Source organism: Vibrio sp. Vb0349 (assembly GCF_033338975.1).
This window is the reverse complement of the sequence record NZ_JAWOTS010000008.1, coordinates 114,108-128,914: the sequence shown is the minus strand read 5'-3', so window position 1 is coordinate 128,914 and position 14,807 is coordinate 114,108. Positions and strand designations below refer to the sequence as shown.

The 14,807-nt window shown below is 43.2% G+C and carries 11 protein-coding genes; 6 read left to right on the top strand and 5 right to left on the bottom strand.

Annotated features, from left to right (window positions below; translation table 11 throughout):
• Positions 1-20: 20 nt before the first annotated feature.
• Both R7Q47_RS11830 and R7Q47_RS11825 read right to left on the bottom strand, forming a co-directional pair.
• Positions 21-2,684, bottom strand: a complete 2,664-nt coding sequence (locus R7Q47_RS11830) for a nitrate reductase (RefSeq protein ID WP_318089027.1) — start codon at positions 2,682-2,684, stop codon at positions 21-23.
• 292 nt (positions 2,685-2,976) lie between these two features.
• Positions 2,977-3,411 (bottom strand): GNAT family N-acetyltransferase, encoded by a 435-nt coding sequence (locus tag R7Q47_RS11825; RefSeq protein WP_031781129.1) that lies wholly within the window; start codon positions 3,409-3,411, stop codon positions 2,977-2,979.
• 380 nt (positions 3,412-3,791) lie between these two features.
• Here R7Q47_RS11825 and R7Q47_RS11820 point away from each other — a divergent pair, with 380 nt between their 5' ends.
• From R7Q47_RS11820 to R7Q47_RS11800, 5 genes are all read left to right on the top strand, one after another.
• A complete protein-coding gene (locus tag R7Q47_RS11820) occupies positions 3,792-5,048 on the top strand; it encodes an aromatic amino acid transport family protein (protein ID WP_318089026.1) in 1,257 nt (418 codons plus the stop codon).
• A 612-nt stretch (positions 5,049-5,660) separates the two neighbouring features.
• Complete coding sequence (locus R7Q47_RS11815; RefSeq protein WP_318089024.1) at positions 5,661-7,574, top strand: tetratricopeptide repeat-containing diguanylate cyclase; 1,914 nt, start codon at positions 5,661-5,663, stop codon at positions 7,572-7,574.
• Between the two features lie 10 nt (positions 7,575-7,584).
• Positions 7,585-7,926: a hypothetical protein gene (locus R7Q47_RS11810; protein ID WP_033906993.1), complete on the top strand. Its 342-nt coding sequence runs from the start codon at positions 7,585-7,587 to the stop codon at positions 7,924-7,926.
• A gap of 248 nt (positions 7,927-8,174) precedes the next feature.
• Positions 8,175-9,953, top strand: a complete 1,779-nt coding sequence (locus tag R7Q47_RS11805) for a S8 family peptidase (protein WP_213962412.1) — start codon at positions 8,175-8,177, stop codon at positions 9,951-9,953.
• A gap of 12 nt (positions 9,954-9,965) precedes the next feature.
• On the top strand, positions 9,966-10,421 hold the full coding sequence (locus R7Q47_RS11800; protein WP_213962411.1) for a hypothetical protein: 456 nt from the start codon (positions 9,966-9,968) through the stop codon (positions 10,419-10,421).
• Between the two features lie 146 nt (positions 10,422-10,567).
• Here R7Q47_RS11800 and R7Q47_RS11795 read toward each other — a convergent pair whose 3' ends face one another.
• The 3 genes from R7Q47_RS11795 to R7Q47_RS11785 all read right to left on the bottom strand — a co-directional run bounded on the left by R7Q47_RS11795 (position 10,568) and on the right by R7Q47_RS11785 (position 13,516).
• On the bottom strand, positions 10,568-11,497 hold the full coding sequence (locus R7Q47_RS11795) for an SRPBCC family protein (protein ID WP_151515497.1): 930 nt from the start codon (positions 11,495-11,497) through the stop codon (positions 10,568-10,570).
• Positions 11,498-11,634: 137 nt separating this feature from the next.
• Entirely contained in the window at positions 11,635-12,876 is a 1,242-nt protein-coding gene (locus tag R7Q47_RS11790; RefSeq protein ID WP_053303697.1) for a sensor histidine kinase, read from the bottom strand.
• On the bottom strand, positions 12,848-13,516 hold the full coding sequence (locus tag R7Q47_RS11785; RefSeq protein ID WP_151515496.1) for a response regulator transcription factor: 669 nt from the start codon (positions 13,514-13,516) through the stop codon (positions 12,848-12,850). The genes R7Q47_RS11790 and R7Q47_RS11785 overlap by 29 nt, the downstream gene beginning before the upstream one ends.
• Before the next feature lie 89 nt (positions 13,517-13,605).
• Between R7Q47_RS11785 and R7Q47_RS11780 the strand changes: the two genes are divergently transcribed.
• The gene (locus R7Q47_RS11780; RefSeq protein WP_248486276.1) at positions 13,606-14,805 is read left to right on the top strand and encodes a DUF5666 domain-containing protein; all 1,200 of its coding nucleotides are present in this window, start codon (positions 13,606-13,608) and stop codon (positions 14,803-14,805) included.
• Positions 14,806-14,807 lie beyond the last annotated feature (2 nt).

Genomic DNA, 14,807 nt, shown 5'->3' with positions numbered 1-14,807 from the left:
GTGCTTATCCTCTTTATGACTTACTTTATTTGAATAGCCAAACTTTGCTGGTTCGCTTGCTGTTTGCCCTTTTGATGCTGATGGCTGTCGACCATTTGCCTGATTTGAGAAACGCACGAGCCACAGTTAGTGCCGCATTTGAGTTTGTTTTGAAGTTGAGTTAGTGAAGTGCAGTCTTGTTTCTCCATCGCGTCATGTATTTGTTTATCGGTGACACGGAAACAACTACAAACCAGTTTTGCACTGCTTTGCGATTGAGTGATGGTAAGCAGTTGCGATAGCTCCATCGGTTTGCCAATCAAGCCGGTAAAGTTGGTGTAGTCGGTCTGAATCGGTTCACTAGACACCACTAAAACAGAACGAATGATACGAACGTCTCCAACAAGGTCGTAATCCACCGCGAGCCAACCCTGGGCAATATCTATCGTAATTCTGCGGCTCTTTTCCGTTCGACAAAAACTCTGCTTCTTTGGTCGCTTATCATGTGCAAAGCGCCAAATACCCAAATTGCTTTCTGCTTGAAATGCGCTGTAGAGAAATTTACCGGAATCAAACTGTGTACCGATGAACATACCGTAGGTTTTTACCGCCGCATCTTGCACTTCAACATAAGATGACTTAAACGCAGGTTGCCCAGAAATAGGGTCTTTTGCGCTGTTTACTATCGCGTTAACGCTGCTTTCACCGCCATATCGACCCGCCCAGTGCATTGACATAAACAGCTCCTGAAAACCTAAACCTTCATCAATGGCAACTTTGGCATAAATACCGGTGTTTGAAGTAGGCTGGAACAGCTTGGTGAGTTGTCCTGCTTTTAAGCGATTTTGAGTAGCAGAGAGTGTGTTCATGTACACGGTTGGTTCTAACTCAGAGGCGGCAAGGTGTGCGATATGCCCTGTGCGCGTCATAGTATGCCATTGATCGCGTTGCCTGCCCGTATTGAGCCACCAGCCTTTTGTTCTTTCTAAACGCGTTGGAGATTCACTGGTCACGACAAAACGCGCTTTACCATCTGGGTGCGAATAGATGCCATCAGCAAAAGGACGCTCTCCTCCCCATTGTGTCGGCACCCACTCTTCGTATTCTTGCTCGGTTAAGTTGGCGTATTGAGAAAGATCTAGCTTCAATGGCGAATCTGCATTCATGCCTGTCATCGCGGCATATTCTCTGAATACCGCCCGCTCAGAAGTAAACGCAAAGCCATTTTGTGTCTTTTCCAATGCACACAAAGCTTGTCCAACTTGGCTTATCGCCCACCAATCTGATTTTGCTTCACCGGGAGGCGTTTGAAACTGACGCTGCCTTGAAAGTCGACGCTCAGAGTTGGTCACCATGCCTTGCTTCTCCCCCCAACCAGCGGCGGGCAGCAATAGGTCCGCGTAATGCGCAACATCCGAATCCGCTGTGATATCGGAAACAATCACAAACGGACAAATCTCTAGTGCTCGTTTTACCAATTGGTTATCTGGCAAAGAGACAACAGGATTGGTTGCCATGATCCACAGAACTTTAATCTCACCACGTTCTACCGCCTCAAACAGTTCAACGGCTTTTAAACCGGGCTGAGTGGCAATTTCTGGTGAATCCCAGAACGCCTGCACTTGCTTAATAGACTCTGCGTCAAAAGCACGATGAACCGCTAATTGATTTGCCAAACCACCCACTTCTCGTCCACCCATCGCATTCGGTTGACCTGTAATAGAAAATGGCCCGCAACCTGACTTGGCAATTTTACCTGTCGCCAAGTGTGCATTAATAATGGCATTGCCTTTATCGACACCATTTTCGGCTTGGTTAACCCCTTGGCAAAACAACGTGATTGCGGTTGGGCTTTGTGCAAACCATTGGAAGAATGTCGTGAGTTTTTCTTCTGAAATCCCAATGGAAGACGTTAGATTAGTGACATCGTAACGCAAGTCAGAGACTTCTTCTTTAAGTGTATCAAACCCGTCGGTATAGGAATTTATGTATTCAGAATCAATACATTGCTGCTCAATAAGAAACTTAAGCAGCCCATTAAAAAGTGATACATCCCCATCGTTTTTAATCGATAGATGCAAATCGGCTTGCTGTGCAGTGACCGTTTCACGCGGGTCAATGACCACTAGCTTGAGGTTAGGATTGTTTTCTCTCGCTTGTTGAATACGTCGGAATAAAACAGGATGCGTCCAAGCGGTATTAGCACCGCAAATTATCAATAGCTCAGTCTTATCAATATCGTCGTAATTGACGGGAACGACATCTTCACCAAATGCTCGTACATGAGCCGCAACCGCCGAAGACATACACAAACGGGAGTTAGTATCGATGTTAGCGCTGCCAACATAGCCTTTCATGAGTTTGTTGGCGACGTAATAGTCTTCCGTCAACAACTGACCAGAAACATACATAGCGACGGAATCAGGTCCAAACTCCGCTTTCGCTTGATGAATCTTTTCTGCAATCAGATCCGTGGCTTGTTGCCATTGTACTTCTTGCCCTTGAGGTCGCTGCTTGGTGACAAGCTTTGGATACAGCAAGCGCGAAGGCATATTCAAACTCTCTGCCAGCGCGACGCCCTTTACGCACAGTGATCCCGCATTTGCAGGATGACACGCATCCCCAACGATTCCTTTCGCATTGACCTCGACACCACATCCAACACCACAATAGGGACAAGTGGTTTTTTTGCATCCTTGCGACATAACACCTCCAGTGCGATTCAGCCCAACTTACTAGCAAAAAAAAGCCTCTCCCGAATCGAGAGAGGCAGCAATGCCTTTAACGCTGTTAGTACATTTTCAAAAAGTAATACCCTATACCGCTCTCGCCTGCTATTGAGAGCGGCGCATCGAGTTATCGATGAACGTTTATGTAAAGCAAGTGAGGTGCCAAGATTAAAAACCTTTACTATACAAAAGGTTAGCTTAAAACCAATTATAGCAACGTAATGCTACGCACTGATTGTGTGCAAATTTCGGTCATTATCGTGCAGAATTACTTTACTAATTCCATGACTAACCTGGATTCTTCGTCACCAAAATAATGCGCTTCTTCTTCTAACGTTTTAAAGCCAAGAGAGAGGTATAAAGACAATGCAGGTTGGTTCTTAGGATCGACAGTCAATTTCACGCTTGAGCCTAACTTCAACGGCGCAATAACGTTTTCTAGGAGGGAACGCGCAATACCTTTACCTCTATGTTGAATATCGACGGCCAATGACATGATCCAATATTGATGTGCATTTGTGCTAGTCGTTAGCAATATATACCCTGCGACCTGCTCTCCCTCTTTTGCTACCAGTAAGCTCTCTCCCCAACAATCAAAAGCTTGCCGAAAGAAAAATTGAGGATAGGCGTGTTCTCCAAATAAAGTATTTTCGAGCTTATATATGGCAAATAAGTCCTCTTTTTGCGCAGACAAGATGTCCATTCAATGACCTCCTTCTTTAACATGAATGGCAGCAGTATACCTAAATCTCATCTAAATGACGGGACACAAACATCTCAATTAAGTGCTTAAGAAATGTAATATTCTTCCTGAAAATTAGGCCTAACTCACTTAGAACATACATCCGTGATTAAGTTTTAACCGCAAAATCAAAAACCACACAAGATGAAAATTTCAATACATACAACCATTAAATACATTAAAATTAAGAACTTTATTCTGGTTTATTGAAAAATTCATAGTTGGATAATTTACAACCACCCCAAGTCCACAGCATTATTCACCAAGCTTCGCATGTGATAATAAACACTAAAACCTTTACCATTTTCAGCATTATTATTTTTATAAAAGCGAGTTTTAAAGTGAAAGAATCTCGAAATTCCTTAAATCCTAGTGAAATAAACACAACCACAGCTTGGTCAAAACATGATACACATTGGGTTCTTAGCCTATTTGGAACGGCCGTTGGCGCAGGCATCCTGTTTCTGCCAATTAACCTTGGGATTGGTGGTTTTTGGCCTTTAGTCGCGATGGCAGTACTTGCTTTTCCAATGACCTATCTTGCGCACCGTGGCTTAGCTCGTTTTGTACTATCTTCTAAGATCAAAAACGCAGACTTCACTGATGTAGTGGAAGAGCACTTCGGCGCAAAAGCAGGCCGTTCTATTTCACTGCTGTATTTTCTTTCGATCTTCCCGATCCTGTTGATATATGGTGTTGGAATAACAAACACAGTAGATAGCTTCATGGTAAATCAGGCTGATATGGCTTCTTTATCTAGACCTTTGCTTTCTGGCGTACTAGTGTTTGCACTAATTGCTATTATGATGGCGGGTGAAAAAGTAATGCTACGGGCCTTTGCCATTATGGTGTTCCCACTTGTTGCCATTCTTGCCTTTCTATCATTTTACTTAATACCGAACTGGACCATGCCTGTCATGGATGTGCCAGAAGCGTCAGCTTTTGCTAGCACTATGTGGTTAGCAGTTCCTGTAGTGATTTTCTCGTTTAGTCACGCAGCTGCAATTTCAAGCTTTGCAAATGTACAACGTCGCCATTACGGTAAGCAGGCAGATGCCAAATCCGAAGTTATTCTTCGCCGCACTAGCATCATGCTGATTGCCTTTGTTCTTATTTTTGTATTTTCCTGTGTGCTAACACTATCACCTGAACAATTGGCTCAAGCAAAAGAACAAAACGTATCCGTATTGTCTTACCTAGCGAACGCAACCGATAATCCATTTATTGCAACACTTGGTCCTTTAGTAGCGTTTGTTGCTATCACTTCATCTTTCCTTGGGCATTTTTTAGGTGCGCGTGAAAGCTTAAATGGTTTAATTACCAAGCATTTTAACCTATCTGAGAAGCGTGTTGATCGTATCAGCGTGGCAGCACTGTTCTTCTCAATCTGGGCGGCGGCGATCATGAACCCAAGTATTCTTGGTATGATGGAAGCATTGTCAGGGCCTGTTATTGCAATGATCTTATTTATTATGCCAATGTTAGCGGTGTATAAAATCGAGGCGATGAAACAATATCGAGGAAATGTCTCTACTTACTTTGTTCTAGCAGCAGGCATTGTGGCGGTAAGTGCATTGATTTTTAGCTTCTTCAGCTAATAACTAAAGACTAGCTTGGATTTTCAGGGGAATACCTTACACAAGGTTAAGGTGATTCCCTGAATTTTCTTACTCTTTAAAAGGTAATCATCGTTACCCTTGACTCTTAAATAAGAGCGAAAACACCCGCAATCATAAGTACTGAAGCGATGCAGGTACGGCCGATAATGCCGAAGTGCGAAGGTTGAATCATTTCATTATGCATAGTTAATCTCCTATTTATTATAAATAGCCATTTTTTATTGGCTTAATAACACTATGTCTAATATCCAGTTTTTTAACAACCCATACAAACATTAAATATTTATGACAGAAACGTAATTTTTTACACTTCACCCTGATTTCGAGCGATGAATCCGCGGCTTAAATCATTAGATTGAGTCCACCGAATATGCTCACTTACCTTCCATCGTTACCCTACCTATGCCATCTTCCAATCATTACATAAGTTTTCAATAGATTTTGTTTTTATAAATCATAATATTATAGAGATCCTTCTCGTATCTCACTCCCAAAACACTTTGCCACTGGGAATCCATCCGCACTTAACCAACAAGAAATGGTAGACTTAACTGGTATTCGGTTAAGAGATCACATTTTATTAATACGCTCATGCACTTCTCAATTAAAACACTGGCTTGCGCACTTTGTACTGCACTTGGACTTTTCTTGCATCCCACCAACGTACTGGCGAGTACCGAAAAGCAAGCTTATCTGGAAGAACACATTTCAGCAGAAAGCAAGCCCATGTTAAAACTCTACTTTCGCTCGATGGGTAAGCCGCGATCAATTCAAAAAGATGAGTTAAATACGCCACAGCATGCATCAGCGGAGTCTCTTGCTCTGTATTACTTTGCACGAAAGTACCTTAAGCGTTACGAAGGCGTTCCATTACCGAAAGATATGCCCGATTTAATCGAATTCGGTAAAAAGCACCATTTGGAATGGGTCGTCGCTGAAGCACAGCTCAATAAAGCTGTAACAATGATTGAGCAAGACGATAACTGGAACGCAGAATTGTTACTCCATGACGTTGTTTCTACAGCCCGTGATCTTGGTTATCTAGCATTAGAAGGCCGTGCTTACCGCTGGTTAGGCAATCTAGAAGTATCTCGAAATCAACTACGCAGTGGCCTAAAATATTACCGCAATGCCTATGTGTTATTAGAAAAAACAGTATTTGAAATACAAGTCGCGATGACACTGAACAACATTGGGACGGTCTACATCGACGCATCAGATTGGGCTCGGGCCAACAGTTACCTAACGCAAGCTCTCGACACTTACCTAGAGAGCGAATATCAATACGATAATAGCTTTTTTATGGGGGTTATCTACGCAAACCTTAGCATCGTTCACTCGAGCCTCGGAGATAACAAAAAAGCGGAATATTATTTCAATGAAGCCATTCGACTTTCAATGCAAACGGGGTCGGACACAGTCAAGCACCACTCTTTATCCAGCTTTTCACAAATGTTGAGCTCGGTAGGAAAAATTGATGATGCATTAATGGTCGCACAGCGTTGCGTAGACCTGCCCATTCCAAAAAATCTAGAAATGCTAAAAACGTCTTGTTACGAGGCATTTGCAGAGGCTTACCTCGCAAACAAACAATACGATAAAGCTATTACAACAGCGCTTAACGTTCTAGAACAAACCAAGTCAACCAGTGAATTAGAGCTGCGGCAGCGTATTGATATGCTTTCGGTACTGGTAAACGCTCATCAAATTCTTAATGACTATGAAGCTGCTTTTCATTATTTAACCCAATTAAGAGAGCTAGAGGCTGAGTTTTCTCATCATATTCATGGTGAAGAGATGATTAACATTAAGTTTGATCTCGAAGCTAAGTTAGCCCAGAAAGAACTCAAATTGCTAGAAACAAAAAATGCGCTACAAGCGTCTGAACTGCGTTCGCAGCGCTATCGAGAAATGTTCTACTTTATCGCTATTACGGCAATTGGTGTCGTTGGTTTTCGTTACGTACTGCGCGTTAGACGTATTAATAAAGCACTCACTCAAGAAAATACTACCGATCCGTTAACTCAACTGCATAACCGTCGCTATCTTCACATTTGGCTGGACAAAATGGCTCGTAGAAGCCCAGATAGAACATTTGCCTTAGCAGTTTTAGATGTTGATCATTTTAAAACCTTTAATGATCAATATGGACACGATATTGGCGATAAAATGCTGACTCATATTGCCACGCTATTTAATGAATCCACTCGCTCTGGTGACCTACTCATTCGTTGGGGTGGAGAAGAGTTTGTCCTATTATTCGAAGTACAGCGAGCTGAAGATTGCGCTAAGTTTTTGGAGCGATTGAGATATACTGTTGAAAACACGCCATTGGTGGTTGACTCTAAACCATTAAGCGCGACAATTTCCCTTGGAGCAGTGGACAAACTGTCGGCACAAACAATTAAACAAGAATGGGATCAGTGGTTTTTCTTGGCAGACCAAGCTTTGTATGATGCGAAGCAAGCTGGCAGAAACCAGTTCATCATTCACCCTACATCATAAAAAAGCACACATGAAAAAAAATCTAATCATTATTACTTTTGCGCCTCTATTTCTTATGGCGTGCAGTAATCAGCAAGCATCTCAACTGGGAATGCGCAGCAGCAGTGTCAATGTATATGCCCAGCAAATGAGTAACACTCAACTATGTGAAACTCTCTACTACAACCGTGCAACCAACCAAACCAAAGTGGCGATTGGTGCTGAGTTCAATCGACGTGGATTAAACAAAAAGTGGTGTGATAAAGAATTCGATAAGTTGTACATTAAAAAGTGGATTGATAACGTGCTGCCTAAAGAAAAAGCCGAACCTAAGAAACCAATGGCAACTATTCAACCCGCTTCAACTAAATAACTCCCCTCTTGAAGCAGACGGTACACTCGTATTTTCTGCTTTTCACTTTTCACGCATGCTCGATGCGACATATAAAAACCTCATGGTTTCAGTAAATTAACAAAGACTTATGTTGTCCATCGAACTTTTAATGTAAACAAGTTGTAAATGGTTTTCGTCCTTATTCTTTGTCGTTAGCTTTGTTTGTTCCTGTTAGCGGAATATGAAACAGGAACTAAAAAATTCCAAACAAAGACATGAGGTCAAAAATGGAAATACGCATTAATCGCCTATTTGCTGCTATGTTGGCAGTAGGCATTGCACCTGCCGTCTCGGCGTTTGATCCACTCTATTCTGAACAATGGCACTTAGACAACACGGGGCAAACTGCGTTTGCGACTAACCCTGCTGTTGCTGGGAACGACTTAAACACTAAGCTCACTCAGGCAATGGGGATTGCAGGTGTTGGTGTGAAAGTTGCCGTCATTGATTCTGGAGTGCAGATCGATCACCCCGACCTTGCAGGTAATATAGTTACAGGTAGCAGAAACTTCGTCGAAGACTCTTCATTCCCACCAAGTTATCCGGTTGATACTAATGGTCATGGCACTGCTGTAGCCGGTTTGATTAGCGCCGTCGGTAACAACGGTGAAGGCGGACGCGGTGTCGCTTCTCACTCTTCCCTCATTGGTTTTAACTGGTTAGCCAACCAGACATTAGAAGGTTGGTTAATCTCCCATGGCATGGACCCCGCAACACGCGATGTTCGCGTATTTAACCAAAGTTACGGTTTCAGCCCTATAAACCCGATTACTTTTGATGAAAGCGACCCTCAACTAAAACTTGAAATGGACGTGATGAAAAACGTCAGCGAGAGTAACGCCTGGGGTCGAGGTGCTGTATTTGTAAAGTCAGCAGGTAATGGTTACCGCTATTTCAATGCAGGGCGATTCTTCGTATTGCCAAGTAACTTCTTTGCTGGTGGAGACAATCAAGGCTTACCGATGCACAACTCTGCTCAGTCTTATGATAACGCCAATTACTTCAATTTAGTCACTAGTGCACTACGAGCGGATGGTACGCGAGCGAGTTACTCATCGGTGGGTTCGAACGTGTGGGTTGCAGCACCAGCAGGTGAATATGGGCAAGATTTCCCTGCTATGGTCACCACTGATTTAATGGGTTGTGAAGAAGGGCAAAATACCAGTGAAGGCCTTGGCATTAATGGGTTACACGGCGGAACGGAGCTCGATCCGAACTGTAACTATACCAGTACGATGAACGGAACCTCATCGGCTGCGCCAAACACATCGGGTGCCATCGCGGCAATCATGTCAACCAACCACGCTCTTTCTGCTCGTGATGTACGTGCTTTACTAGCGGAGACAGCAAAAGTAACGGATAAAGCGCATCCAGGCGTACAGCTTGAATTTACTAACCATAATGGTGAACAGGTTAGCTACGAGGCTATTGCTCCTTGGCAGAAAAACGCAGCAGGCGTAGATTTCCATACTTTTTATGGCTTCGGCGCTGTAGATTTAGATGAAGCGATGCAACGTGCTCGCATGACGAATCGTGTTTTACCAGCTCAAAGCATTACGCCATGGGTTCATAACGCTACAGAAGTAAGTGTACCCGATGCAAGTCTAGTTGGTGGTTCTTCAAGTATCGCCATTGCCGATGAGCTGACAGTAGAATCCGTTCAAGTGACATTGACATTGGACCACGCTCGTCTGCCCGACTTAGCTATCGAGCTCATTTCGCCATCAGGGACTCGTTCCGTTTTGCAAACACCGCGCAATGGTCTTGTTGGTCAATCTCTTGATCCAACGATTACAGGCTACAAAGATCAATTAATGTTGTCTAACCAATTTTATGGCGAAGATGCAAAAGGCGAATGGACGTTGCGAGCAATAGATACGAACGGCGATGAAGTCTATTCTTACATTGCATATTTCAACTCTTCCACCATCTATGACGTTCCGATGGCAAACAACGCTCAGCCCGGTGTTATTAAGAACTGGTCGATGCGCATATTTGGACACTAAGGAGTCAATAACATGAAATACAAATCATTTTCTATGCTGGCTCTCGTTATCATGACGTCGAGTGTATACGCTGAGCAACAGCTCTCTCAACAACCTGCACCAGAACTGTTTGTGCCATCAGAAGCGGTTGAGATTAATGGCCAAGATTATCGAAAAGTGCAAACTGGCACTGTTAGAACCCTATCTAAAGACGTAAAACTTCAAGCGGGTGATGAGGTGTTTAAGAATGCGTTTAGTAACGTATCCAAAGCCACTGGACTGGTTTATATCACCGTAAACAATCCTAACGAAGCGAAAGCAGTCGCCAAAGAGTTAAAATTAGAAGTTATCTTCGCAGAGGGGGAATCAGCGGTGTTAAAAGCATCTCAAGATCAAGATCTGCTAAGTATTAGCGACTACCTAAACGCAGACAGCCGGGTAAAAGCGTCTAAAATTGAACTAAACAGCGGTAAATACCGTGCACAATAATTCTCTAACAAGAGAAGTTGGCCTGTAAAACCATGCCTCAGCGATTGCTGAGGCATTTTTATGGGTAGGAACAGATACGCTATTATTCTTTAGTAACATTTCGCATAACTAGTATGATACCTAAACACCCTACTCGCCTGCGCCTGTCATTTCTTAAACAAAATAATTTCCGTTCTTAGCTCTTCTTCCGTGGTTTCCTTCGGACTATTCAGGTAGCGTTCGATTCCTAAAGGACTGGTTTTGACTTTCATACCACTCTGACGAACCAAGTTCATCGCTAAAGCCCATGCATTTCCCAAAAACTGATATTCACCTCGGTGTTCAACGACAAATGTTTCACTCTCAGGAATGGTACCGGTAACCGCCCCTTGAGGCGCTGGTACTGAGTTATGAAGAGGAAAGCAAGTGATAAACTCGAATGTACCTTTCTGCATATCCATCGACTCGTAATAACAAAACAATTCACCATTCACGGATAGGGTTTCGTCACTAATTAACTGTTCTAGTTGCTGAACATGCTTCTCAATTACCGAACCTAATTCCTGCAAGCTAGCCACACCCTTGATCCCAATGTAATGAATTTGAGGCAACGTTCGGTTACCAATTTCGGCTAAGTCTGAATGCACTCTTCCGGTTTCAAGCTTACTTTTAAGCATGCGTAACCCACGTTGATAATCCATCTCTATCATCGACTTAAACATACTTTTCAGAAAGAACAGATACCAAGGGACGCGAGATTGCATTTGCCATTCGACTAAACAGCCATTTTGTGACGGCGTCACGATTAGAGTCACCTTTCCATGGCTCTTGATTGGGCGAAAGAAATGTAGCTCCATATCTAATCGATGCTCTTGAGTACTTTCCAGTACAATCGCGCCAGTCCCAATACGCTGACCATTCCATTGATAACCAGCTCCAACGTGGCCCTGATTATCACTGAATGTCAGCTCGCAGCTTGGTTCAAGAATGACCCATGGTGACCAGCTAGGCCAGTTATTGAAGTTCTTGAGATAGCCAATAATTTCACTTTGATTCTTATTAATTTCAATACTTCGGCTGACCTGATAAGAGAGCATAACGGTTCCTCGAGTTTCCGCTTCACTAACTTCAGTCTAATTCAAATTCCAGTTTTTTCTTGTTTGACTGCGGGTTAGATGCGTACGACAAGAAAAATCCAGAGCGTTAATTCTCACTTGAATCAATACGCGCAAAGCTAAGAGCAGAACTCCACTTTTGCACTAAATCGAACACCATCATCGTCCAGTACTAACGCCCACCCCATCCGTTCACATATTCGTTGTACGATAACAAGCCCACAACCATAACCAGCATTGTACGTCTCGTTGCCATCGTGACGGTTTAGGATCTTAAGCGCATGACCTTTCAACTCAATTTCAATATCTCCCACACTATAGCTAAAAGCGTTTTTAATCAGATTGTTGATTACAATGGTCACAAAACTCTCCGGTGCATTCACGACACCACTATGTTGTTCGTGCAAAGCGTAGTTCGAATCTTGCTTGGCAAATAAAGGCGCTAGCTCTTCCAACTGTTTTTGTAAACAAGTGAGAAGCTGATGCTCTCCGTAATGCTGAGGCTCTATTTTCTCTTTACCAAGTAAGAGAAACGCTTCTGTCAGTACACGCATCTCGTCACAAGCTGACTGCATCCTCGTGATGGCTTTTTGCGCAACTCGAGGTTGATCAGGAATACGCGTCAGAATGTCTGTTGAGCCTTTAATCACCATGATTGGCGTTCTCAACTCATGCGATGCAAAACGGCTAAATTCTTGTTCTCGTTTGAAATAGCCCGCGATATCGTTCTTATTATCCAGCAAAGTCTGCTCTATCTGGCGTGTTTCGCTGAACTTAGTTTCAACTTGGAAAGCGGGTTGATCCGGTGACATTTGGCTAATTTTGTCTTCAATTTGCGCTAATGGCCGAGACAATATTCGAACCATGTAAATGCCATACCCAACCATGACAAATGAAAACAAACCACCGAGCAGCAGCGTAAACTGATGCAGCGAGCTTTCGTATTCGTCCAAGTAATCATCTGAGTCATCTTGAAACACAATGTACATAAGCCCCTTCCCTGAGGGGTGTTTCAATACAACAAAGTGTTTATCTTCTTCACCAAGCAGGTATTCGTAAAAACCAGGTGAAGTAAAAGAGAGCAACCAATCGGGTGTCGGTGCTTCACTCCAATATGAGTTGAACTCCAATACGTTTGGCAATGGCGCATCCCAACCCTGTTTCTCGAAATTCTCACTATAAAGCGCAGCTTCAGTATCGAGCCAGTGATGTAAACTCAGCACTTCCAGTTTGTTTTCTGCCACATAAATCAGCGACCAAAAAAGAGTAAACATCACAAACGTCATGACCCCAAAACCCCAACGGATCTTGCGATAAATGCTTGGATATTCGTTATGCTTTAAGTCGGTAACCTTGTCCATGAATAGTCTCTAATCGTGATTCATCAAAACCTTTGTCTAGTGCGGTTCTTAAACCATAAATATGGCTACGAAGTGCATCACTTCCAGGTGGTTCGTCTCCCCACACACTATCGATCACTTCTGTGCGCGAGACCGCTGCTGGAGCACGTTGGAGGAGCAATTTTAAAATTTTAGTTTGAATTCGACTCAGCTTAATTTCTTTGTCTTTTCTCGTTACTTTTCCTGTACGCGCATCTAAACAAATATCTGCAAATTTGAGCGTTCCGATATCTTGTCTTGGACCACGATTAGCCAAAGCATGAACACGCAAACTGAGCTCTTCCATCGCAAATGGCTTCATTAAATAGTCATCTCCCCCCGCTTTAAAAGCCGCGATTTTGTCATCTAGCGTATCTTTTGCCGTTAGGAAAAGAATTGGCGTTCCACATAACTTATCTTGTCGAAGCTTCTGTACCGTACTGATGCCATCGAGCTTCGGCATCATGATATCCATGATAATTACATCGTAATGATTTTCCTCGATTAACTTAATCGCAGCCTCTCCATGAAACGCACAATCGATAATCATGCCTTCGAGCTCAAGATAGTCTGCAATCGTCTCCGAGACGTTATGGTTGTCATCTACAATTAAAATTTTCATAAAATCACATTTCTTCACGATCTCTTCACGATATGCCCAATAAGATACAGGCAATTTCCTAAACTCGCTCGTAAATTGAGGTTAATACAATGAAAAAACTCGCTCTTATTTCTGTAGTAGGTTTGGCATTGTCTGGTTGTGGTGGTTCAGGTGGTGGCAGCAATAGCGATAGCACACCAACTCAACCAACAGTGAAACCAAGTGTAGCGATTGGCTCTGTTGAAGCGGTCAACGCTGAAGAAAGCACGTTAACCGTCAATGGACATACGTATCGTGTGTCTGAGGTGGTTTATGACGACACACAAGTGCAATTGGCCGATGTAAAACCCAAAATGGTGGTTCGCGTGGGGTCAGATCTTCGGCAAGCTTCGAACAATGGCGTCCGAGTCACACTTGAACCAACCATTACAGGACGTGTCACAGCGATTGATCATGTGAAGAAAACATTTACGGTAAACGGCGTAGATCTGCAGTTTGACGGTTTAAGTGATGATATAGAGATCAACGACTGGGTGATGGTGTCATCCTTGCCGACTGCGGATGCGGGTTATCGAGTGTTGTCTGTGGTCGAACTCGACGTAGATAACGATTACCCAGTACTTGATAACGACTACGAACTGGAAGGCCGTATTACCAGTATCGATGAAAATGCTGGCACGTTTGAGCTTGGTACAAATATAACCGTATCTTACGACAACATTAGCCAACTTAGCATCGGCCAATGGGTGGAAGTAGAAGGTGAAATGCAAAACGGTATCTTCATGGCACATGAGGTACAAGTTGAAGACTACAACGATCTAAAAAATGACAGCGATGTGGAAGGTATCGTGACTTGGGTTGCCAAGGATTATAGTGAGTTCTCTCTAAACTACCGAGGAGCCTTCTTCATTGATAACGCAACACGCTTTGAGGATGGTAGCAAAGCTAATCTAGAACAAGGTCAAGAAGTAGAAGTGACCTCTGTGATGAAAAATGGCAAACGCACCGCTACCGTCATCGAATTTGAGCGGTCGGAGTTTGACAATGACAACCAATGGCGAGGTAAAGAGTTTGAATGTGAAGGCTATGTATCAAACTACGATGCTGATTCAAGAGCATTTAAAATCGAGCATTGTGAGAATGATGCTGATCAAGTACTAAGTAATACCACCGTTGTGATTGATGCGCAAACACGCTTCCAAGGCATTGAAGAACTTAACCTAAATGGTGCTCGTGTCGAAGTCGAAGGTGTGATCATTAACGACCAAAATATTGCCCGTGAATTGGAGTTAGACGTTTACGACAACTAATC